Source organism: Methylorubrum sp. SL192 (assembly GCF_026672325.1).
Lineage (GTDB): Bacteria > Pseudomonadota > Alphaproteobacteria > Rhizobiales > Beijerinckiaceae > Methylobacterium > Methylobacterium extorquens.
The window spans coordinates 4,738,104-4,757,754 of the sequence record NZ_JAPPQV010000003.1 but is presented as its reverse complement, the minus strand read 5'-3'; the positions used below and the strand labels follow the sequence as shown (position 1 = coordinate 4,757,754).

Annotated in this window: 25 protein-coding genes and 1 pseudogene; 19 read left to right on the top strand and 7 right to left on the bottom strand. The window is 68.3% G+C overall.

Annotated features, from left to right (window positions below; translation table 11 throughout):
- Window positions 1–324 precede the first annotated feature (324 nt).
- The 5 genes from OVA30_RS23045 (at window position 325) to OVA30_RS23025 (ending at window position 3,755) form a co-directional block, all read left to right on the top strand.
- Complete coding sequence (locus tag OVA30_RS23045) at window positions 325–717, top strand: hypothetical protein (protein WP_268177068.1); 393 nt, start codon at window positions 325–327, stop codon at window positions 715–717.
- Window positions 718–983: 266 nt separating this feature from the next.
- A protein-coding gene (locus tag OVA30_RS23040) for an IS3-like element ISMex5 family transposase (RefSeq protein ID WP_085985476.1) occupies window positions 984–2,167 on the top strand; the annotation gives its coding sequence in 2 pieces (ribosomal slippage) (window positions 984–1,248 and window positions 1,248–2,167; 1,185 coding nt in all).
- A 376-nt stretch (window positions 2,168–2,543) separates the two neighbouring features.
- A complete protein-coding gene (locus tag OVA30_RS23035) occupies window positions 2,544–3,302 on the top strand; it encodes an SDR family oxidoreductase (RefSeq protein ID WP_056154147.1) in 759 nt (252 codons plus the stop codon).
- Window positions 3,303–3,314: 12 nt separating this feature from the next.
- Window positions 3,315–3,551 carry a hypothetical protein gene (locus tag OVA30_RS23030; RefSeq protein ID WP_268177067.1) on the top strand — a complete coding sequence of 79 codons (237 nt, stop codon included), beginning with the start codon at window positions 3,315–3,317 and terminating at the stop codon, window positions 3,549–3,551.
- Window positions 3,552–3,614: 63 nt separating this feature from the next.
- The gene (locus OVA30_RS23025; RefSeq protein WP_268177066.1) at window positions 3,615–3,755 is read left to right on the top strand and encodes a hypothetical protein; all 141 of its coding nucleotides are present in this window, start codon (window positions 3,615–3,617) and stop codon (window positions 3,753–3,755) included.
- A 3-nt stretch (window positions 3,756–3,758) separates the two neighbouring features.
- Here the strand turns inward: OVA30_RS23025 and OVA30_RS23020 are convergent, their stop codons facing one another.
- Together OVA30_RS23020 and OVA30_RS23015 are read right to left on the bottom strand one after the other, a co-directional pair.
- Complete coding sequence (locus tag OVA30_RS23020) at window positions 3,759–4,658, bottom strand: sigma-70 family RNA polymerase sigma factor (protein WP_056154149.1); 900 nt, start codon at window positions 4,656–4,658, stop codon at window positions 3,759–3,761.
- Window positions 4,645–5,040, bottom strand: coding sequence for a hypothetical protein (locus tag OVA30_RS23015; protein WP_056154152.1), 396 nt, complete (start codon window positions 5,038–5,040; stop codon window positions 4,645–4,647). The genes OVA30_RS23020 and OVA30_RS23015 overlap by 14 nt, the downstream gene beginning before the upstream one ends.
- An 844-nt stretch (window positions 5,041–5,884) precedes the next feature.
- Here OVA30_RS23015 and OVA30_RS23010 point away from each other — a divergent pair.
- Together OVA30_RS23010 and OVA30_RS23005 are read left to right on the top strand one after the other, a co-directional pair.
- Complete coding sequence (locus OVA30_RS23010) at window positions 5,885–6,160, top strand: DUF2312 domain-containing protein (protein WP_268177065.1); 276 nt, start codon at window positions 5,885–5,887, stop codon at window positions 6,158–6,160.
- Between the two features lie 147 nt (window positions 6,161–6,307).
- The gene (locus tag OVA30_RS23005; protein ID WP_268177064.1) at window positions 6,308–6,808 is read left to right on the top strand and encodes a MucR family transcriptional regulator; all 501 of its coding nucleotides are present in this window, start codon (window positions 6,308–6,310) and stop codon (window positions 6,806–6,808) included.
- A gap of 168 nt (window positions 6,809–6,976) precedes the next feature.
- On the opposite strand, the pseudogene OVA30_RS23000 reads toward OVA30_RS23005, so the two are convergent.
- From OVA30_RS23000 to OVA30_RS22985, 4 genes and pseudogenes are all read right to left on the bottom strand, one after another.
- Window positions 6,977–7,348 (bottom strand): annotated as a pseudogene (locus OVA30_RS23000) (integrase core domain-containing protein); the annotation flags it as partial.
- Between the two features lie 179 nt (window positions 7,349–7,527).
- The gene (locus OVA30_RS22995) at window positions 7,528–7,848 is read right to left on the bottom strand and encodes a hypothetical protein (RefSeq protein ID WP_056154158.1); all 321 of its coding nucleotides are present in this window, start codon (window positions 7,846–7,848) and stop codon (window positions 7,528–7,530) included.
- 3 nt (window positions 7,849–7,851) lie between these two features.
- Window positions 7,852–8,181, bottom strand: coding sequence for a hypothetical protein (locus OVA30_RS22990; RefSeq protein ID WP_268177062.1), 330 nt, complete (start codon window positions 8,179–8,181; stop codon window positions 7,852–7,854).
- A gap of 763 nt (window positions 8,182–8,944) precedes the next feature.
- On the bottom strand, window positions 8,945–9,307 hold the full coding sequence (locus OVA30_RS22985) for a hypothetical protein (protein ID WP_268177060.1): 363 nt from the start codon (window positions 9,305–9,307) through the stop codon (window positions 8,945–8,947).
- Window positions 9,308–9,718: 411 nt separating this feature from the next.
- Between OVA30_RS22985 and OVA30_RS22980 the strand changes: the two genes are divergently transcribed.
- Window positions 9,719–10,603, top strand: a complete 885-nt coding sequence (locus tag OVA30_RS22980; protein WP_268177059.1) for a hypothetical protein — start codon at window positions 9,719–9,721, stop codon at window positions 10,601–10,603.
- On the opposite strand, the gene OVA30_RS22975 is transcribed toward OVA30_RS22980, so the two are convergent.
- Window positions 10,561–14,640, bottom strand: a complete 4,080-nt coding sequence (locus tag OVA30_RS22975; RefSeq protein ID WP_268177057.1) for a bifunctional DNA primase/polymerase — start codon at window positions 14,638–14,640, stop codon at window positions 10,561–10,563. The two genes, OVA30_RS22980 and OVA30_RS22975, sit on opposite strands and share 43 nt — an antisense overlap.
- Before the next feature lie 291 nt (window positions 14,641–14,931).
- Between OVA30_RS22975 and OVA30_RS22970 the strand changes: the two genes are divergently transcribed.
- Genes OVA30_RS22970 through OVA30_RS22920 form a run of 11 tightly spaced genes read left to right on the top strand, consistent with a single transcriptional unit; the run spans window position 14,932 to window position 19,606 of the window.
- Window positions 14,932–15,273: a hypothetical protein gene (locus OVA30_RS22970; protein WP_268177056.1), complete on the top strand. Its 342-nt coding sequence runs from the start codon at window positions 14,932–14,934 to the stop codon at window positions 15,271–15,273.
- A complete protein-coding gene (locus tag OVA30_RS22965; RefSeq protein WP_056154172.1) occupies window positions 15,270–15,539 on the top strand; it encodes a hypothetical protein in 270 nt (89 codons plus the stop codon). The genes OVA30_RS22970 and OVA30_RS22965 overlap by 4 nt, the downstream gene beginning before the upstream one ends.
- 55 nt (window positions 15,540–15,594) lie before the next feature.
- Window positions 15,595–15,816: a hypothetical protein gene (locus tag OVA30_RS22960; protein ID WP_268177054.1), complete on the top strand. Its 222-nt coding sequence runs from the start codon at window positions 15,595–15,597 to the stop codon at window positions 15,814–15,816.
- On the top strand, window positions 15,813–16,082 hold the full coding sequence (locus OVA30_RS22955; RefSeq protein WP_268177052.1) for a DUF7940 domain-containing protein: 270 nt from the start codon (window positions 15,813–15,815) through the stop codon (window positions 16,080–16,082). The genes OVA30_RS22960 and OVA30_RS22955 overlap by 4 nt, the downstream gene beginning before the upstream one ends.
- Window positions 16,082–16,678: a lysozyme gene (locus tag OVA30_RS22950; RefSeq protein ID WP_268177051.1), complete on the top strand. Its 597-nt coding sequence runs from the start codon at window positions 16,082–16,084 to the stop codon at window positions 16,676–16,678. Before OVA30_RS22955 ends, OVA30_RS22950 begins: the two co-directional genes overlap by 1 nt.
- 11 nt (window positions 16,679–16,689) lie before the next feature.
- Window positions 16,690–16,902 carry a hypothetical protein gene (locus tag OVA30_RS22945; RefSeq protein ID WP_268177050.1) on the top strand — a complete coding sequence of 71 codons (213 nt, stop codon included), beginning with the start codon at window positions 16,690–16,692 and terminating at the stop codon, window positions 16,900–16,902.
- Window positions 16,899–17,438, top strand: coding sequence for a hypothetical protein (locus tag OVA30_RS22940; protein WP_056154183.1), 540 nt, complete (start codon window positions 16,899–16,901; stop codon window positions 17,436–17,438). Before OVA30_RS22945 ends, OVA30_RS22940 begins: the two co-directional genes overlap by 4 nt.
- Window positions 17,435–17,794 carry a hypothetical protein gene (locus OVA30_RS22935; RefSeq protein WP_056154186.1) on the top strand — a complete coding sequence of 120 codons (360 nt, stop codon included), beginning with the start codon at window positions 17,435–17,437 and terminating at the stop codon, window positions 17,792–17,794. The genes OVA30_RS22940 and OVA30_RS22935 overlap by 4 nt, the downstream gene beginning before the upstream one ends.
- On the top strand, window positions 17,791–18,168 hold the full coding sequence (locus tag OVA30_RS22930) for a hypothetical protein (protein WP_056154189.1): 378 nt from the start codon (window positions 17,791–17,793) through the stop codon (window positions 18,166–18,168). Before OVA30_RS22935 ends, OVA30_RS22930 begins: the two co-directional genes overlap by 4 nt.
- Window positions 18,165–18,338, top strand: a complete 174-nt coding sequence (locus tag OVA30_RS22925; RefSeq protein WP_268177049.1) for a hypothetical protein — start codon at window positions 18,165–18,167, stop codon at window positions 18,336–18,338. Before OVA30_RS22930 ends, OVA30_RS22925 begins: the two co-directional genes overlap by 4 nt.
- Complete coding sequence (locus OVA30_RS22920; RefSeq protein ID WP_056154193.1) at window positions 18,338–19,606, top strand: metallophosphoesterase; 1,269 nt, start codon at window positions 18,338–18,340, stop codon at window positions 19,604–19,606. Before OVA30_RS22925 ends, OVA30_RS22920 begins: the two co-directional genes overlap by 1 nt.
- Window positions 19,607–19,651: the final 45 nt, after the last annotated feature.

Sequence of the window (19,651 nt, the reverse complement as noted above, 5' to 3'; positions counted from 1 at the left end):
GGCTGCTGCTCTGATTATCGCAAGTATCGGGCCTATTAAAGCGGTTACTATGCTGCAAATGTCTGTGTGAGCGACTAATTTGCTCGCCGCGTGTTTCCTATGAGTATTTCTGGCGGCCATCAGTAGCTATCACTTGCAATTGCTCTCACCAGAGTTCGGGGTTGATCTGTCGGAAGCCGGGCCATCGCCGCCCGCTCCACACGCCGATGACATAAGTGTGCGATTTGCGCGTTACATCAAGCATTCCACATTGCTGCGGTGGCGATCGAAGCCTGACCGGACGTACCGCCATAAGCGCGGCAATGGGCTAGGCGGCATCGGGCGATGAACGCCTCTGCTGAGCAGTTTGAGGAGGCGTTCGTGCACAGAAATGAGGGCTCGGACACGGATGTCGCCACCGATGCTCTGCTGCGTAGCATGGTTGAGAGCGAGCGCGTTGGCCTAACCTTCAGTGCCGTGCGCGACGGAGGAGTACTCACTACATGGCAGGTACCCGGAAGGGCACAGCTTGGGCCGGATCTCGGCCGTGTTGGCGCAGACCTAACTGGAGATTCCTACTGGCGAGAACTCCTCCGGCTCGGCGAGCGTATTCACGCTGTTGGCGGCCTTGATGCCTTAGATGAAGCCAACATTTACATTGTGCATATGGATCCCCAACATTCAGACTGGCGCGCTATGGTGCTGGAGAGCGTATGGTTTAATATTGGTCGTGAATAGTAGTAATATAACTGCCAGCAATCCGCACCCGTTGTCTCGTCCTTAGGTCGTTGCTTTCCTCGCGAGGTGTCTGATCTAAATTCTGGATGGGATCTTAAGCAGCCCTCGTAGGGAGAAGGGTATGTAGACTTAATTTGAAATGGTGTATCACGCCACCCTCTGTACGTCCTCGATCGGCAGCCGATAGTCGAATGGCGAGCCTGATCCGCCCCCACTGAAGTGGTCCGCCCTGAGGTATGGCTTTTGAGCCAGATGAGGACGGACAGATGGGAACGAAGCGGCACAAGCCGGAAGACGTGGTCGCCAAGCTGCGGCAGGTGGATGTTCTGGTCTCGCAGGGCCAGAGCGTGGCGGAGGCGATCCGGGCCATCGGCGTGACGGAAGTGACCTACTATCGCTGGCGCAAGGAGTACGGCGGCCTGAAGAGCGATCAGGTTCGACGGATGAAGGACTTGGAGGTTGAGAACCAGCGGCTGCGCAAGGCGATTGCGGATCTCACCCTCGACAAGCTGATCCTGCAGGAGGCCGCTCGGGGAAACTGACCAGCCCCGCGCGCCGACGCGCCTGCATCGCGCATGTCATGAACGTCCTAGACGTCTCCGAGCGCCGCGCCTGTCGGGCGCTCGGGCAGCATCGCTCGACGCAGCGCAAGGTGCCGCGGGGAAGAGAGGATGAGGCCGCGCTGACAGCCGACCTCGTGGAACTGGCTCGCCAGTACGGGCGCTACGGCTACCGGAAGATCGGTGCATTGCTGAAGGCGGCGGGCTGGTTCGTCAACGACAAGCGGGTCGAACGGATCTGGCGGCGCGAGGGGCTGAAGGTCCCGTCTCGGCAGCCCAAGCGCGGCCGCATCTGGGACGGGGATGGTTCCTGCCTGCGATTGCGGGCGGAGCGTCGCGATCACGTCTGGTCCTACGACTTTGTCGAAGCCCGCACGCACGAGGGCCGCAAGTTCCGGATGCTGAACGTGGTCGATGAGTTCACGCGGGAGTGCCTGGCGATCCGCGTCGCACGCAAGCTGAAGGCGGCGGACGTGATCGACGTGCTGTCCGACCTGTTCATCCTGCGCGGCGTGCCCGGCCACATCCGCTCGGACAACGGTCCGGAGTTCATCGCCAAGTCCGTGCAGGCCTGGATCACCGGTGTCGGCGCCAGAACAGCCTACATCGCACCCGGCTCGCCATGGGAGAACGGTTACGTCGAGAGCTTCAACGCACGACTACGGGACGAGCTTTTGAACGGTGAGATCTTCTACACGCTCAAGGAGGCGCAGATCGTGATCGAGAGTTGGCGTCTACACTACAACAGCGTGCGCCCGCACGCCTCGCTCGGCTACCGACCACCGGCCCCGGAGGTGTTCGTGCCGGCCTTCACCGCTTGGCCGGCTGCGCTCACCCGGTCGGCTCCGCCGGCCAAGCGACCCGTGGAGCAAAGGCCGACCCTGCACTAACTTAGAACTTGGACCACCGCGTGGGGGCCGATCACCGATCCTGCTCGTGGCATCGGTGGTTTGCAGTAACCCTGAGTCTGCCCGACATCATGCCTGTTGAAACTGGGGATCACGCACGGGTGACCCCATCGGTAATGGTTCATCCTCGGGATTTGTCCCGAGGATGCGCTTTCACGAGATGGCGTACCGTCCCGGCAGGCTCGAACTGGCACGGCTTTTTCCACAGCCGCCGGCGTCCCGAGCACCCTACAAGGTCAAGCCCTCGCCAAGCCCACTTTGGGTACATCGATCTTCCGCGCCGATGTCACACTGCAAAGGGCGCTCCTCGTCATGTCCACGACGGTCCCGATGGGACTGGAGTGAGATGGAGCGTCATATGAAGATCGTCGTCATCGGCGGCACTGGGCTGATTGGCTCGCAGGTTGTCGCCAACCTGAGGAGCGCTGGCCACGAGGTGCTCGCGGCTTCGCCCAATACGGGGGTGAACACTGTCACGGGCGAGGGGCTCGCGGATGCGTTGCAGGACGCCGGCGTCGTCGTCGATGTCGCCAACTCGCCCTCCTTTGCTGATGACGCGGTGATGGACTTCTTCGTCCGCGCCGGACGGAACCTCGCGGCGGCTGAGAAGGCTGCGGGCGTCACGCATCACGTAGCGCTCTCGGTGGTCGGGACCGAGTTCCTGCTGGATAGTGGCTACTTCCGCGCCAAGCTCGCCCAGGAGGAATTGATCGCCTCGGCGGGCGTGCCCTGGACGGTGGTCCGCGCCACGCAGTTCTTCGAGTTCGTCGGCACGATTGCGGGAGCAGCAATCATCGACGGCATCGCGCGTGTGACCTCGGCGTCGATCCAGCCGATCGCTTCGGCCGATGTAGCCGCGAAGGTCGCCGAGGCCGCCCTGGCGCCACCACGGAACACCATGATCGAGATTGCGGGCCCTGAGCGGCTACCGATGGTCGAGTTGGTGAAGCGCCACTTCGATGGCATCGGCGAAACGCGCGAAGTCATCACGGACGACACAGCACCGTACTTTGGGGTGCTCCTCGAAAACCGCTGGCTCACACCCACCGGTGACGCGTGGCTGTCGGAGCGGCGTTACAGCGACTGGCTGGCAGCGCAGCCGAAGCGCGGGGCCTGAGGGACGCAGCCGATGGATGCGGCCTACGTCTCGGCGCTTTCCGCGCTTGCGGGTTCCGCCATCGGCGCGATGGCCTCGTTCGCGACCACATGGCTGACGCAACACAGCCAAGAGCGTGCAACTCTGCTGGTGCGGGATCGCGCGCGACGGGAAGCGCTTTACGGCGAGTTCATCCGGGAGGCGTCGACCTTGTTCGGCGACGCCTTCCGGCATGACCTCGACGACCCGGCCAAACTGGTGAACCTCTAGGCCATCGTCAACAAGATCCGGCTCTTCGGAGAGCCGGAGACTCTCGAAGAGGCGGAGCGTGTCATGCAGCGCATCGGCGAGACTTATTTCGCCCCGAACAAGGACCTCTCCGACTTCGCGGACATCCACCATGCCAGCGGCCTCGACCCGCTTTGCGCGTTTTCGACGGTCTGCCGCAGGGAACTCGCAATCGCCCGGCGTTGAGGCTCAGTGAGGCATCGGCGCTCCCGCCGCCCCTCCAAACAACCTTGCCATGCGTTCGAGCTTGTCCGGGTTGCGGGTGAAGTAGATGCCGACGATCAGGCCGCCCTGGATATCCAGAGCGACGGTCTGGAGTGTTCCGCCCGGCTCCAGGCTGAAATAGCCCGGCAGCCCATCGATCCAAAGGTCCTGCAGCTTCTGGGCCTGCTGGATCCACGCCTTCCGCGCAGCGCCTTCGAACATACGCGTAACCTTGTCGATCCCGATGATCGGCCGCGGGAATGCGTGCACCTTCCCGCCACCATCGGAGTGCACGATGACGGCATCGGCGAGCATGCTGCGGAGCGCAGCGACGTCGCCTGTCGCCGATGCCTCGAAGAAGGCCTTCGCGATGCGTGCCCCCTCTTCCCTCTCGACGGGGAAGCGCGGGCGCGCGGACTGCACATGTTTCCTGGCTCTCGCGGCGAGCTGACGGACAGCCGGAGGCTCACGCCGGAGTGTCGCCGCGATCTCCGCGAGTGGGACCGCGAAGACGTCGTGCAGGAGGAACGCAGCCCGCTCCAGAGGCGAGAGCCTCTCCAGGGCGAGCATCAGCGTGAGTGTCAGGTCATCCTCAGGGGCTTCGTCTGGACCCACGGTAACGGGCTCGGGCAACCACGTTCCAAAGTAGGTCTCTCGCCTCACCCGAGCGGACTTCATGACGTCCAGGCAAAGCCGCGTCACCGTACGCGACAGGAAGGCCCCGGATGAGGACACACCAGCATGGTCGACGTGCCGCCAGCGGAGCCAGGCGTCCTGTACGACATCCTCGGCCTCGCCGAGAGAACCGAGCATGCGGTAGGCGAGTCGGACGAGCCGCGCCCGCTCCTGTTCGAAGACGAAGGTCGGATCATCAATGGTCGGCATGGCGAAACGACCAGATGCTGAAGGCAACCGCAATGAGCGCAGGAAGTGTCACCGCCGGGAAGTCGCGGGGCAGAACCTCCGGCCCGCAAATGCCCACCGCGACCTCCCACAAGTGGAACAGCGCATGCCCTGAGAGCCAGATTGCACCCATGCTCCAAAGCAGTACGCGCGAACTGGGTCTCACCGCACCGTATATAAACCCCGACCCGACCAGCACGAAGATCAGGCCGATATCGCGCAGGAAGTGCTGATTGAAGGGGCCTGTCGTCGTCACACCCGGCACCGCGAAGTACCATGCCTCAGGTGAGGCGAGCATGAAGATGCCGTTGCCGGCTAGTCCTACGCCGAGAAGGCCGGCTAGCACCGGAATAGCTGCGCTCATTGCACTCTCCCCACGTGATTGGTCCACGAGGGTGACGACGCACTCAGGCCGGATGTGACATCGAACGGAAATTATCTCGGGGCTTTCGTCAATGCCTCGGCCTTGCACAGACCGCCTCACCCAGCTTGATTCGGCTGAACCGACGTTCGAGGTCGTTCCGAAGCGTCCGATGTCCCAGAACTCCAGCCGGACCGACCATTCCAACTCAACGGTAGCTGTGGGGCTACAAGCGGCCATTCCGGCGGTTTCGGCCGACGGTCCGCTGATGGCGCGAAGCCGAACAAGGCGGGGGCGAACTCCTGACCCCCTGCGGACTTTCAAGCGTGCAGGTGCAGAAGTCCGCTCAGTAGGAGGAAGCGGACCTGTGAGCAGCGACCACAATATCAGCATGTCGTGGGAGGCGTTCGGGGTGGCCGCCCAGGTGTGAGGCCGGCTCTTCGGAGCCGTTCGGAGCGAGCCGGCTTCCCCCACGCGGCGCTGAATGGGAGAGCCGTCTCGGCGGCCTCCCGCCGTTCAACCGGCGCGCCCGTCCCCGTCGTCGTCCGTCCGCCGGAACGGGAGGATGCGGCCGGGTCGGCCCGCCAGGAGCCGCTCGACGGCCGTCCGCAGATCACCGAGCGCGAAAGGCTTGCGCAGCACCGGCAGCGCACCAGCCTGCAGGGCGGCCGCGTCGTCGAGCGATGGCCGGCGGCGCAGGCCGCATGATCCGCCGATCGAGCACCCGCATCAGCTCGGTCATTACCGGGCCGGGCCAGCGCCCGCACCCGCGTTCGCGATCTCGGCCTTAACGCCTCGCTTACCCTGAGCCGCGAGATTGCGCGTGCCCGGTAAGCACGAGGAAGACATGGCCGACGCCACGGACACGGTAGGCATCGCAGGTGAGCGGATCCGCTCCATCATCGAACGCGTCGAGCGGATCGAGGAAGAGATCAAGGATCTAATGGAGACCAAGAAGGAGATCTTCGCCGAGGCCAAGGGCGAAGGCCTCGACGTGAAGGTGCTCAAAGAGATCCTGAAGCTGCGCAAGCAGGACAAGGACGAGCGCGACGAACAGGAGAGCCTTTTGGAGGTCTACCTGCGCGCCATGGATGCTCCTGCGCCCGTCGCCCAGGCAGCTTAATTCTTCCAGCGGGTGGCAGCCTTGCCGCTGCTACCCGCTGAGGCTCCTGCCGGATAAACTGAACACCTCCACACAACTAATTTAGTGCGGACCTGTTGCGATACGGCAAATGTCGTGATTGTGCTGCCTGAGAAGGAGCACACCACTATGGACGACAACACATCCCCCGACTTGCTGACGATGGCGGCGGATATCGTCGCTGCCTATGTCAGCAACAACTCCGTTCCAGCAAGCGATTTGCCGACCCTGCTGGTGCAGGTGCATGGTGCGTTTGTCAGCCTGTCAGCAACACCGGCAGCCGAAGCCGATAGCGAGATCGAGAAGCCGACGCCAGCGCAGATCAAGAAGTCGGTTACGCCGGACGCGCTGATCTCGTTCGTTGATGGCAAGCCGTATCGCACCCTGAAGCGGCATCTCAGCGTGCACGGCCTCACGATCGAAGGGTATCGCGCTCGCTACGGACTGCCGAACGATTACCCCTCAGTCGCTGCAAACTACTCGGCATCGCGCTCGGCGCTGGCCAAGCAGCTCGGCCTGGGCAATCCGCGCAAGAAAGCGGAGCCTGCGCCTGAGCCGGCACCTGAACCGACGATGGCCTCTAAGCCGAAGCGCGCCGGTCGGTCTCGCAAGGTCGCCGAACCGGCTTGAAGGTAAGCTTAGTACAGGGCTCGACGGAGGATGGAGCGCCGAGCCCTGACCGCATGTCACGTCGGCTGCTGCTCGGTGTCCTTCGTCGCGAGAGCCGTGCCCGCGCGGGTTGGGACGGCTTGGGAGTTGGTGACCTGACCGGTATTTTGGACCGGGCCAGATGGGAGGCTACTGCATGGCCGCTGCCATGGGTAGCCGGAAGGCCAGATCGGGGAAGCTGACAGGCGCGAGCGGCCGGTAGCCCAACGACGAATGCGGCCGGACGCGGTTGTAGGTGTTCTGCCATAGGGCGATTACGGCCTGGGCTTCCTTGAGCGAGTAGAAGATCTCTTGGCGCAGGCACTCGTCGCGCAGCTTGCCGTTAAAGCTCTCACAGTACCCGTTCTCCCACGGCGAGCCCGGGGCGATGTACTGGATTTGTGAGCCAGCTTTGGCGACCCACTTGCGCAGTGCCTTCGAGATCATCTCAGGGCCATTGCCGCAGCGGATGTGCTCTGGGATGCCATGCAGGCACATGGCGTCGGCCAGCGCCTCGATCACAATAGAAGATCAGAAATACGGTGCAACGAGTTTCCGGCAAACGAAAAGAAACCGAAAAATACGGGTTTTCCCAGTATTCACGGCAATTTAAGCGTTCTTATTATTCCCTTGTGCTGGAAGGCGCACAGAGGGCGCACGTCAGCCTTACGTCGGCCCGACGGCAGGCGCACGGCGGCCCTTCAGTGCAGGACGCGGTCCTCGGGAGGGGCCTCGATCGCGGACTCGGCCGGGGCATCGACGCCGAAGGCGGCCAGCGCGCTGGCGAGGTCGGCCCGGGCGTGCTCGGCCTTGTAGACCATGCCCCACGTGGACAGTGTGAGCACGCCCGCCTTGTCCAGCAGGTCGCGCAGGGCGGCGACCGAGGCGGGCAGGGTCGGGTCGATCCCAGCGCGCGTCATGGCGGCGTCCCAGGCCTCGATGACGTCGTCTAGGAAGACGTGCTCAACGACCGTTGAGCCCTTGCCGAACGCGTCGGGAATCCGTGAGTGTGTCGTCCGCATCGGCTACCTCTGGCGCCCCTTCCGGGCGGCGTGCTCCAGGCGGCCGGTGAGCTCCAGCGCGAGCCGGTCGGGCATGGTCGCCGCGGCGGCCTCCATGGCCCGCTCCCAGCTCGGCGTGGCGCTCGGCTGGTACTCGGCCTGCGGGGTCGAGAGGAACACCGGCCGGGGAACGTCGGCGTTCACCACCTTCGGCACGGTGACGGTCTGGCCGCTCCGCCGGGTGAACTCCGTCATCGGGGCGGTGCACTTGCCGGCCCGGATGGCCTTGGCGACCTTGGCGCGCCCGACGGCGGCGACGACGCGCGGCGGCCGGGCGTAGATGCCCGGGCCCATGAAGTAAGCCGCCCGGCCGGCTCGCCTCGCTGGGCTTGATCTCGAAGACGCCCCACCTGGCGGAGCCGCGGGTCGCGCCGGCCGTGCCGGTGTTGCGGGTGTAGCCGGCGGCCGCGAGCCGGCCGATGTTGCGGGCGTCGCGGGACGAGACCTTGCCGGCCGCGCTGGGGGACCCGAGCCCGGTGTGCTTCAGGTTCGAGGAGACCGGGACCTTCACGGACTGCTGATCGCCGAAATACGCCTCGATGCCGTCGTCTCCGCCGGTCCGCGTTTGGGGACCGTGGCCGAAGCTGTACCTGAGCCTGATCGAGGGCGGGTCCTGCACGAAGACGCTCGCCTGGGCCTCGCCGATCGTGGTGACGCGGTTCAGCAGGTCTCGATCGACGACGTAGCGCAGGGCGTCCCGGGTGACCCTGTTGGGCGCGTCCCAGATGTTGAGGATGTCACGGCGGAAGGCATTGGCGGCGTCGATGACCACGCCGGTGAGGGCGAACTGGACTGCCCGCGGAAACCGATCGACCGCGAATCGCTCGAATTCGGCCGCGTCGCGCACCGCCCCGGCCACGTCGATCCGCACCCCGAGACCGGACACCCGCACCTCCTATGGAAAAATGGCCGCCGGAGTTTCCTCGACGGCGGCCTTCAGTTTCCAGCCCATGCATCTCGCAGACGAGCTACTCGGACACTGGGATTCTACCCGCCACGCCGCCAGGAACAAGAGTCCTCTGAGCAACGCGAGCATATTTCCGCGCCGCAACACGCTCTAGGCGGCGGGGGCGGCCTGCAGGGCGGCGCCGAGCCGGTCCCGGATCGCGGCCTCGGCCTCGGCCTCGGGCAGGACGGGGGAGAGGGCACGGCGGGCGAGACGGATGACGTCGCCGAGCGGCAGTGCCGGGGCGCGCTCCCCGGTCTCGTCGCGCAGCTGGCGGTGGCGATCGACGAGGGCGTCGACGAGGGCGCCGTCGACGGCGAGGCGGGTGCGCAGGGCCTCGGCCTCGGCGCCGGCGGCCTGCAGGGCGGCGCGCTCGGCGGCGCGGCTGTCGCGCCAGCGCTGGGCGCGAATCCGGGCCCCGGCCTTGCGGCGGGCCTTGCGGGTGGCGGGCGAGGTCTCGGCGGGCTGGGGCACGTGCAGGTCTCCGGGGCGTGTCGTACGCAGCAATCTCGCCCCCGGCCACGAAAGGCACAACGGCTGGGCACGTGCGGCCCATGGAGCCCATCACCCTCCATCCAGTCATGAACTCGGGAGCTTTCCCCAGTCCGCCCCCATACCCCTTCCACACCGCCTTTCCGGCCGCCCGGGCTGCGCAGCAGCCCGCTAGCTCGACGGGTCCGCGCATGAGAAATCCATGGGGCGAAGCCCATGAGTCGACCTATTCTTTTAAGCGCTAAATTCTGGATCGACGCGGTTTCGCATAAGCGATTGCGAAGCAAGGACAAACGTGTGGGTTAAATCGGGGCCGTTCGCTTCCCGACTTTTTCGCCTCCCTTGTCGGCGTCATGGGGCCGTGGCACCGTGTCGGACAGCCCGAGGCCAGCCATGTCCCGATCCGTCGTCATTCCCCTCTCACGGTACTTCGCCGGCGGCCTGTGCCTGCGCGGCGGCTCCCTGACGAGCCTCGACCTCTGCCTGTGGCTGGCGGCCGTCTCGGGCACGCTGGCGCTCGTGGACGAGCCCGACGAGAGCGGCCTCACGATGCGCGATCACTGGATCACGGCACGCGGCGACGCGGCCCCGGTCTGGATCGCCGGGCCGGTGCTGCTGCAGGCGACGGGACAGAGGGGCTACGCGCTGTTGGAGCGGTCCTTCGAGCGCCTGGCCGAGGCCCGGGTCTCCATCGGCCTGCACGGCCCCGCCGACGCGCACCGGCTCTGGCACGGCTGGGAAGCGACCCCGGTCTCTAAGGAGGACCCGATCGATCGGGGCGTCGTCTCTGGGATGATGCTGTCGCAGGCCATGATCGAGGGGGATCCCCACCCCGTCGCGGTCAAACTGAGCGCGATGGCGGCCTTTCGGTCGCGGTTCTCCGCCCTGATCTACCTGCGCGCCCTGGGGTGGATGGCGGGCGCGGGCACGCCGAAGGCTTGGAGCCGCACGAAGCCGGGGCCGAGGGTCACCGTGACGGTGCCGATCGGCGACCTGCATCGGGCGCTCGGCACCGATTCGCTCGCGATGGTGGGGGACTGGAACGCCAAGTGTTTCGGTCCTGGGGGGCGGGGCGGGCCGGTGCACGAGGACCTCGCCACAGCCGGAATCCGGCTCAAGACCGAGTGGCTCACGGGCGCGGCCGGATACGGCACCCGGCAGGTGCCGACCGGCTTACGAATCACCGTGTCGACGATCGCCGGGGCGGAGCGGCGTCCGCTGCCCCGGCGGCCGCGTCAGTCCTCGTCCTCCTCGATCTCGGCGTCGTCCAGGCCGTAGCGCCGGGCGATCACGAGCTCGGCGAGCGAGACGCCCTGCAGCTTGCGGTCGGCCCCGGGGTAGGGGGCGAGCTTGCTCCAGTCGATCGCGGCGATCCGCTTGCGGCGCAGGGCGGCCTCGATCGCCTCGTCGGGTGCGTCGATCGGCAGGCCGGAGAGCTCGGCCTTCACCCGCGCGATCATGTCGGCGCGCTCGGTCGCCTCCTGGTCCGCGTGGGCGCGCCGGGCGTCCTCGTGCGTCAGCTCGGCATCCGGCTTCAAACCAAGGTTCGCCCGATCGATCTTGTCGGGCGCCTTCGTGCCGGAGGCGGCGCGGGGCGTCCCCTCCCAAAGGATCTCCCACTCCAGGGCTTCCTCGGCCTCCTCGACCGTGAGGCCCTGCTCGGCGGCGATCGCCCGGGCGAGGGGGGCGACCGGGTTCTCGGGCCACGTCAGCACCGAAGAGGTCGTCCACTCGCCGCCTGGGAGCCGCCAGCGGATGCGGGACGTGCCCTGGCTCTCGGGGAAGCCCGGACGCTCCAGGCGCGCGCCTGCGAGGTGGCTCTCGACCGTGCGGTTCGGGCCGACGAGATCCTCGCGGTCCTGCACGCCGTAGCGCGCGTCGAGGACGCCGCCGGTGGCGCGGGCGAGCTCGAACGGGCGCTGGCCGTTGTCCGGGCCCGGGGTGAGCAGGTCGCGGATGTCGACCACGTCGTCGACGATGAGCCCTTCCGGAATCGCGGTGCAGGCGACGTAAGCGACCGGGGCGCGGCCGAGCCGGTGCACCGGGCGGAGGCGGGCGACGAACTGGCGAACCTCTTCCTCGCGGAACTGCCCCTGGATCAGGCGGGCCCAGGCGCCCTCGTACGTGGCGTCGTCGACGGCGATGTCGCGACCGTCGCGCATGGCGATGAGCTTCTCGCCGATGAGGGGCTGCAGGGGCTTGCCCTCGTCGTCGAGGCCGTCGCCGTTGCGGTCGACCGGCTGCTCCGGGGCGTCGTCGTCGTACGTCAGGGCGGCCACGAAGGCGTCGATCGCCCGCGGCGGCAGCTCCAGGCGGCCGAGCAACAGGGCGGCCGCGTGGTTCTTGAACTGGTCGAGGCCGCGCATGGCGCCGTTGTGGACGAAGTCGGTGTTGGCCGGCGGCTGCCACCCGGCGCGCAGGACCGTCATCGGGCCCATGTTGCCGCCGACGAGGAGCTTGCCGTAGCCGTGGACGCCGGCGAGCCGGGTGACGACCTCGCGGTGCATCTGGACCCGCTTCGAGGCCGAGAGGATCGTGCGGGCTCTCCTGCTCCGGCCCGGCAGCATCGAGAAGTCGGAGAACGTTGAACCGGTCACGAGCACGGTGCGCAGGTGGCACGGGGCCTGGACGTCGAGCACCTCGACCTCGCGGTCGGCCCAGATCTTCTTGACGATCGCCGGGGCGGCCGAGGCGTCGAGCATCAGGAGCGGGATCCCGGGGAAGCCGGGGGTGCCGCGCCAGCTCATGCGGATCGCCGGGCCGGTCTCGCCCGAGACGACCTGCAGGCGGGCGTCGCTCGCGCCCTTGGACTGCCGGGGCGTGCCCGGGTTCTCCTCATCGTGCGCCAGCGCTTCCAGGCGCTCGATCACGAGGCTCCAGAACCGGCGCTCGTCCCAGATGCCCTCGCCGCGGGGCGCTCCGGCGAGCGCGGCCGCGGCCTCCTCGGTCATGCCGGGCGCGACGTCCTTGGCGAGATTCGAGCCGCGCGAGCAGACGGCGTAGGCGCTGCGGGCGATCTCCAGGCCGGTGCGCTGGTTGCCATTCCGGGTCCGGTGCAGCGCCACGACGGCGGCCCCGGCGTCGCGCTTGCGCAGGTGGGGCAGCACGATCTGGACCGCGGCGTGCCGGTCGGCGAGGTAGCCCTCGCGCCGGTCCTCGATCGCCTGCCGGGGGTTGGCCTGCTCCAGGAGCGGTTGGATCTCTTCGTCGAGGAGGCGCGGCGCCGGGCGCGGCAGCTCCAGCACCGACACCGGCATGGGGTTCCGCGAGTTCGTCCCGAGCAGGCCGTTGTAGGGGCGCTCATCAACGACGAGGGCGAGCAAGGCCTTCGTCAGGGCGGCCGGTGCCTTCGCCGAGAGGTAGGCGCTCGCGAACAGGACGACGTCGGCGGTGGCGACCTCGGCGAGGGTGCGCTGGTACTCGCATGCCTCGACCATCGGGCAGAGGCGCTCCTCCCATTCGGGCTCGGCGCCGGGGATCTTCTCGTTGACGTTGACGCGGCTCTTGCACAGTCGCTCGGCCTGGATCGAGGCCGCGTTCAGGGACCGGATCTGCTCCTTGAAGCCGCAATTCGTGCGCAGCTTCCCCCGGAACACGACGACCTTGAGGCCGGCCTTCTCGCCCGCCTCGACCGCTTCGGAGACGCTCTGCTCCCACGCGAGCTGCGCCTTCGACGCGCTCTCCAGGGAGTCCTCGATGTTGGCGTGCGTCGGCATGGCGAAGCCTACGGGGAAGCCGAGGCGGCCGCGCTTGTCGACGGCCCGCGCCAGGGCCCGCCAGAACGTCGACGTCTTGCCCACGCCGGCGTCGCCGCGCAGGATCGAGATCAGGCCGGCGTCGAGGGGCGTCTTGTCCTTGCGAAGCTCCCGGCTGCGGCGCTCGGCGGCGCGCTCGTACAGGCCGTCGATCCAGCGGTCCTGATGATCCCGGACCGATGCGGTGGCGGCCTGGGCGGCCTGCGTGCGCAAGAGCTCGTCCGTGAGCAGAGCCCGCTTCAGGGCCCGGATCGGATGGGCTCCGGCCTTCAGCGTGTAGCCCTTGCGGCCGGACCGGGCGAGGAAGCGCGCGAAGTCGGACCGGATGTGGGCCAGCTCCGGCATGTCGTCGGCCGGGGCCAGGTCGTCCGTGCGGGATGGAGCGTGCTGGACATCCCCCTCGCCATCGACCGCAAGCGGCGCGCCGCGGCGGATTCGGGTGAACCGCTCCTCGCGGATGTGCCACTCGCACGAGGAGGTCACCATCGACCGGATCTCGGTCTTCACCTTGAGGGGCGTCCACGTACCGCTCAGCTCGGCCCGGGCGAGGAACTCCTGCTCGACGAGGGCGCAGAGCTGCGCCCGGCCGGCCCCAGCGTCGCGGGCCGCCGCCTCGTTCGCCCGGACCGTGTTGCTGGTCAGGCGGATCAGGAAGCGATTGCGCCCGTCGACGACCTTGCCCTCGCTGACCTGCCAGTCTGGCTCGCCTAGAGCCGTCGGCCGGTGCAGGCCAGCGGCCGGATCGAACGTCCAGGCCGCGTCCGGGGACTCGTGCACGGCCCGACGCGCGAAGGGGCGGATCTCGTTCACCGCGTCGAGGAAGGCGTCGTACTGCTGGCGGGTGACGAGGGGAGCGTGCTCCGGCGTGAGGACGTGCGGCGAGCCGTCGACCCAAATGAAATACTTGCCGGTGCCGTGGTGCAGGCCGAAGAACGTGACCGGCTTGCCGTGCCCGAGGACCTCGATCTGCCCGGGGCTGTCCTCGCCGGGGCGGGCGGTGAACCGGGGCGGGCTGACACGAATCACCGCGTCCGCGCCGACCTCGCTCGCCGGGGCCTGCCGATAGACGAGGACGATGCGCGGCACCCGGCCGACGCGGCGGAAGGGCGTATAGCCGAGGTGCTCGTCGGCGAGCGCGACGATCGCGTGCGAGAGCTCGCCGTCCGAGACGTCGACGTCGAGGGCCCACGTCCCGCCCGAGGCGGCACCGAGGATGCAGGCGACGTTGTGGGACGGGCAGAAGCGGCTCCACCAGTCGATCTCGCCGAGCGTCGGCAGGACGTCCTGGTACGGCTTCCACTTCAGGGCGGCGTTGTCGACGAGGCCGGAGCCGCGCTTGCCGTCGCGTGTCTGTGGGAAGACCGACCACCCGCGGGTCACGAGCTCCGGTGCGAGCGCGCTGAAGCACGGGGCGTTGATCTGGTGCATGCCGCCGACGACGGGCAGCGCGCCGGCTGGGGGCGCCGTGTCGGTGACGATCTGCGCGCCCGGGAAGCGGGCGAGGACGGCGCGCGCGACCGGATCGTCGGCGAGGCTCAGGGGGAGGGGGGTGTCGGCCACGGTCGCCTTCTCTTGCAAACTGTAGGAGCTGGAAGGCGGTCTGCGTTGGTGCTCCCGGAACCGAATCCGACGCGTGCAGTCCTGCCTGCACACATGAAAGCGCGAGCGCATGCCCGCCACAAGGGCCGATGGCGGCCATCGCGAACGAAACATGAATCGCAAGGATGCCGAACGGCTTGGCCCCCTGTGTCCGTGAGTTTCCGCGCATTCGTCAGAGTTGACGCGACGGCGGTCGCTTTTTCACGAAGGGTCCCTTGTCGAATCCGCGGGAAGTGAGATCCATCCTATCCGATGGAACCCGCTGCCGCCTTTGCAGTTAACTCGCCCCCGCTTCCGCTGGCCCGCCGGGCGCCGCGGGGTCGGCACCGGCGTGCCGCAACCTCGATTGAGCTGCGGCTCTGCCTGGTCAAGGCGATCGCCCGTGACATCCGCGATCGGGCCCTGACGGCCGAGGACATCCGCCGGATGCTCGGCGAGGCCGAGGCTTCCGCGATCCGCCGCGAGGTGGGCAATCTCCGCGCGCACCGGGCCGACCGGTTCGGACCCGAGCGCCTTCAGGTCTACTGCAAGATCCTCGATCTCGACGTCTTCGCGGTGATCGCCGGCCACGCCGCCCGGAGGCTCGCGGCATGACCGGGCGCCTCGATTACGACCTCGCCCGCATCGACGACGCCAGGCTCACGGCCGTCCCCGGCGGGCACGAGCTCTCCACGACCGTCTCGGTGCCCCGGATCGTCGAAGGGGATCGCCTCTCGCACTTTACGGCCGTCGCCGTGCTGACCGAATTCTACGAGGGCTGGCTGCCGCACGACTATCAGCGCGCCGCCCTCAGACTCTACCGCGCCGCCAGAACCCGCCTTCGCGACCTGGCGACCGAACATGCCCGGGAGAGCGATTGATGCGCCCCGGTCTCGCCCTCAGCCTGCTGGCCGCTCTCGTGACCGCGGCCTCCCTGTGCAACCGCTCCCTCCGCGGTCACCGCCGGCAGGCTCCTCCTCTCCCCCGTCCCCGGTCCGCCGGCTCCTCACCGCCGAGGAGGCCGTCCGGCTCTCCGGTGGCCGCGCCGTCGCCGAATCCCTCATCGCCGCCGACTGGCGGCTCTCCCCCGAGGAGGCCGCCCGCATCGCCATGGCGTGGCCGGCCTACACCCCTCTGGTTTCCACGAGGCTCCAGTGAGCGCCCTGTCTCGCATCCGGGAGTTCCGGATCCGCCGCATCGAGAACTTCCGGGCCGTCCTGCTGAAGGCCTGGAGCGTCCGCCTCATCGTGCTCGCCACGCTGCTGGAGGGCGCGCAGGCCGGCTGCGGCTTCTTCACCGGCTCCGACCTCGTCAGCCCCGGCACGCTCACCGTCCTGAACTGCGGCCTGATGCTGGCCGCGCTGGCGGCGCGCCTCGTCGCCCAGGAGGCCGTCAGCGGCTCCACCGTCAAGGGAGACGCATGATGCTGGCCCGACTCCTCTCCGTCTTCCGTCGGCCTGCCGTCGCCGGCGCGCCCGTCGTCCGGACCCCGGCGCCGATGGCGGCCGCGGCCGCCTCGCCGAAGGTTCGCAACCGCATCGCGGCGGCCATCCTAGCCGGCACGATGGCGACCGGCGTCGGCGGCCTTGCCGTCACGAAGATCGGTGGACACGAAGGCTACTCCGAGAAGGCGATCATCCCGATCCGCGGGGACGTCCCGACGATCTGCTTCGGTGAGACCCGCGGCATCCGGATGGGCATGACGCGCACTCGCGCCCAGTGCAACGCCATGTTCCTGGAGGCCCTAAGCACGTTCGCCGACGGGATCGAGAGCTGCGTCAAGCGGCCCATGAGCGACGAGACGTACGTCGCATTCCTGAGCCTGGCCTACAACATCGGCGTCGGGTCCAAGTCCAGGCCGGGCTTCTGCCAGTCGACCGCCGTGCGCCTCTACAACGCCGGCGACAAGCGCGGCGCCTGCGAGGCGATCACCCGGTTCAACCGGGCCGGCGGCCGCGTCGTGAAGGGCCTCGTCAACCGCCGCGCCGACGAGCGCGCCCTCTGCCTGAATGGCATCTGACGATGTGCGGTTTGCCCTTCGCCGTATCGCTCGCCCTGACGCTGCCGCTCCAGCCCGCGCCCGCGCCGCTCTGCCCGCGTGCGGACACGGCGGTGATGGCCGCCCTCGTCGGCGACGTGCGGCGGGAGCCGGCCGCGACCGATCCCGCCTTCGAGGCCGCCATCCGGGCGATCCGGGCTCCCCAGCCGCAGAAGGCCGCCCCCCGGCGGAAGCACCGCCGATGAGCGCCCTCGACATCCTCGCGGCCCTCGGGCCGATCGCCTTCCTGGCGGTGTTCCTGCTCACGCCGTGGGGCAGCGCCCTCGCGGGTTTCCTGCTCGGCACCCGGGTCGGCCGCTGGATCTCGCTCGCAGGCCTACTCGTCTACGCCGGCCTCGTGGCCTACGCGGCTGCCTACCGCTCCGGCCGCCGCGCCGGGACCGCGGGCGCCCTGAAGGACGTGGCGCAGGCCAACGCCGCGGCCGTCGCCCGTCACCAGCGGATCGAGGCGAAGGTCTCGACCGCGAAGACCGACACGCTGCGCGACGAGCTCAAGCGGTGGGCACCGATGCTCCTCGTCGGCCTGATGCTCGGCGGCTGCGCCAGCGTCCCGACCGGCGGTCCCGGCCGCGGCGGCGCCTGGTGCGACATCGAGCGGCCGATCCGCCTGTCGCCCGAGCGCGTCGACGCCATGACCGACGCAGAGGTCAAGGCGGCCGTCGCGCACAACCGTCACGGGGCCGCCGAGTGCGAGTGGAAGCCCGGGGAGAAGCAGTCGTGACCTCCGGCGAGATCCTCACCGTCATCCTCTCCGTGACCCTGCCGCTGCTCGCGATCGGCACCGTCATCTGGCGCCAAGCCTCGACCCAGAGCGAGCTCAGGGCGTCGATCAGGTCCGTGGACGAGAAGGCCGGGTCCGCGTCCGAAGGCGTGAAGCGGGTCGAGAGCAGCGTCGCCACGATGCGGGACGAGCTCCATCGCGAGTACGTCCGGCAGGATTCCCAGCGGGAGATGGAAGCCCGCATCTCGAAGCGGATGGACGACGTCGAGCACACCGTCCGCAACACGGCCACGACCATCATCGCAGCCTTGTCCGGAACCGAACCCCTGCCTCGCCGCCGGAGGCCCACGCCGTGATCCGCGCCGCCGCCATCCTCCTCCTCGGGGCCCTGGCGGCGACGCCGGCCGCCGCGGCCTGCCGCACCGTGCCCGAGCTCGTCGAAGTCATCCGGGCGCCCCTTCCGCCCCAAGCCTTCGTCGGCGAGCTCTCGGCCTCGGTCGTCCCGACAGTGCTCGCCTGGCTCGAATCCGAAGGCCTGCCCCACCGGGCCGACCGCATCGTGCAGGTCGCCGGGGATCGCGGGCTCGCCCTCGTCCTCATCTCCGGCGAGCTCGCCTGCGCAGGCGCCCCGATCGCATTGCAGATCTTCGGCACGAAGGCGGTGGAGCTCGCCCGCCTCGTGCGCCGATTCCGCGAGCTCAAGGGCTACGGCCCGGAGCTGCCAGCATGACCGCCGCCGACCGCTCGACCCTGCTGGCCATCGCCGCGCTCCTGAAGACGCCCTCGACGATCAAGGGGCCGACCCGCCGCTACGGTGAGGACGAGCTCAAGGCCGCCGTCTTCGGCGCCGGGGCCCGCCTCGCCAGCTCGACTTTCACGAATCCCATCGGGAGGGCCTGATGGCCAAGCAGCTCGCCAGCGACGCCGAGATCCTCGCTGCGGTGAAGAACGCCGGCTCCATCCGGGCCGGCGCCAAGGCCCTCGGGATGGCCCATTCCTCTGTCCGGGAGCGGATCTGCAAGCTCCGCCAGGCCGTACAAGGAAATGATACCGACCTGGCTTTCGCTTCCGAGAAGGGGCTCCTCGGCACCGAGCCGGTCCTGCCGGGCTATGCCCTGAAGCGCTCGACGGCGGTCAACGGCAAGGAGGGCGAGGTCGTCCGCCAATACGTGACCCAGGCCAAGGCGCCGGGGCCGCGGGCTGAAATTCCAGCCGGCCACGTCGTGAAGGGGGTGTCGCAACTCCGGGATTCGAGCGGGCGCGTCACCCAGGAGTGGGTGAAGACCCGGGAGGCCGACGGCGACCCGGCCCTGCTCGCCAAGACCCTGCGCGAGGTCATGCTCGACGCACGAGGACCGTCGGGAATCGTGCTGCCCGAGGTGGACCGGGATGAGGACCTGCTGACGGTCTACGTCGTGCCAGATCTACACCTCGGCATGATGGCACACGCCAAGGAGTGCGGTGAGAACTACGACCTGCGCATCGCCTCGGAGATGATCCGCCGTGAGGTCTCCCGCCTGATGGCGATGGCGCCTCCGTCCAAGCACGCCGTCCTGCTCTTCCTCGGCGACTTCTTCCACCAGAACGACCAGAAGAACGCCACGCCCCGCAGCGGGCACGCCCTCGACGTCGACGGCCGCTGGCGCAAGGTCTACCGCGTCGGTGCCCAGGTCGCGATCGGCCTGTCGCGCGCCGTTGCCGAGCGTCACGAGAACGTCGAGGTCGCCTTCCTTCCCGGCAACCACGACGAGGACGCGGCCCTGACGATGGCGGTTGCCCTGGAGATCCACTTCGAGGAGCATCCCCGGATCACGGTTGCAGACGGCGACGGGATCCACTGGTTCCGCCGATTCGGCCGGTGCCTGCTCGGCGCCACCCACGGCCACACCATGAAGCCCGACCGCATGGCGATGATGCTCGCCACTGACCGGGCCAGGGACTGGGGCGAGACCGACCACCGGCACTTCTTCTTCGGCCACATCCACCACGAGACGGCCAAGGAGGTCGGCCCGGTGCGGGTCGAGAGCTTCACCTCGCCGGCCGCCAGGGACGCCTACGCTGCTGCCGGCGGGTACCGGTCAAACCGGTCGCTCAACGCGGTCACGTTCCATCGGGAGGATGGCGAGGTCTGCCGCCACCGGGTCAACATCAAGGGGGCCGTGCAGTGACGATCGTCGTCCAGGCCTGGTCTCGTTCACCCCAATTCTGAACGT

Bases quoted from the DNA above. Each gene is read 5' to 3' on its own strand.
- OVA30_RS23045 (WP_268177068.1), top strand. From the start codon at position 325: ATGAACGCCTCTGCTGAGCAGTTTGAGGAGGCGTTCGTGCACAGAAAT.
- OVA30_RS23035 (WP_056154147.1), top strand. From the start codon at position 2,544: ATGAAGATCGTCGTCATCGGCGGCACTGGGCTGATTGGCTCGCAGGTT.
- OVA30_RS23030 (WP_268177067.1), top strand. From the start codon at position 3,315: ATGGATGCGGCCTACGTCTCGGCGCTTTCCGCGCTTGCGGGTTCCGCC.
- OVA30_RS23025 (WP_268177066.1), top strand. From the start codon at position 3,615: ATGCAGCGCATCGGCGAGACTTATTTCGCCCCGAACAAGGACCTCTCC.
- OVA30_RS23020 (WP_056154149.1), bottom strand. From the start codon at position 4,658: ATGCCGACCATTGATGATCCGACCTTCGTCTTCGAACAGGAGCGGGCG.
- OVA30_RS23015 (WP_056154152.1), bottom strand. From the start codon at position 5,040: ATGAGCGCAGCTATTCCGGTGCTAGCCGGCCTTCTCGGCGTAGGACTA.
- OVA30_RS23010 (WP_268177065.1), top strand. From the start codon at position 5,885: ATGGCCGACGCCACGGACACGGTAGGCATCGCAGGTGAGCGGATCCGC.
- OVA30_RS23005 (WP_268177064.1), top strand. From the start codon at position 6,308: ATGGACGACAACACATCCCCCGACTTGCTGACGATGGCGGCGGATATC.
- OVA30_RS22995 (WP_056154158.1), bottom strand. From the start codon at position 7,848: ATGCGGACGACACACTCACGGATTCCCGACGCGTTCGGCAAGGGCTCA.
- OVA30_RS22990 (WP_268177062.1), bottom strand. From the start codon at position 8,181: ATGGGCCCGGGCATCTACGCCCGGCCGCCGCGCGTCGTCGCCGCCGTC.
- OVA30_RS22980 (WP_268177059.1), top strand. From the start codon at position 9,719: ATGTCCCGATCCGTCGTCATTCCCCTCTCACGGTACTTCGCCGGCGGC.
- OVA30_RS22970 (WP_268177056.1), top strand. From the start codon at position 14,932: ATGGAACCCGCTGCCGCCTTTGCAGTTAACTCGCCCCCGCTTCCGCTG.
- OVA30_RS22965 (WP_056154172.1), top strand. From the start codon at position 15,270: ATGACCGGGCGCCTCGATTACGACCTCGCCCGCATCGACGACGCCAGG.
- OVA30_RS22950 (WP_268177051.1), top strand. From the start codon at position 16,082: ATGCTGGCCCGACTCCTCTCCGTCTTCCGTCGGCCTGCCGTCGCCGGC.
- OVA30_RS22940 (WP_056154183.1), top strand. From the start codon at position 16,899: ATGAGCGCCCTCGACATCCTCGCGGCCCTCGGGCCGATCGCCTTCCTG.
- OVA30_RS22925 (WP_268177049.1), top strand. From the start codon at position 18,165: ATGACCGCCGCCGACCGCTCGACCCTGCTGGCCATCGCCGCGCTCCTG.
- OVA30_RS22920 (WP_056154193.1), top strand. From the start codon at position 18,338: ATGGCCAAGCAGCTCGCCAGCGACGCCGAGATCCTCGCTGCGGTGAAG.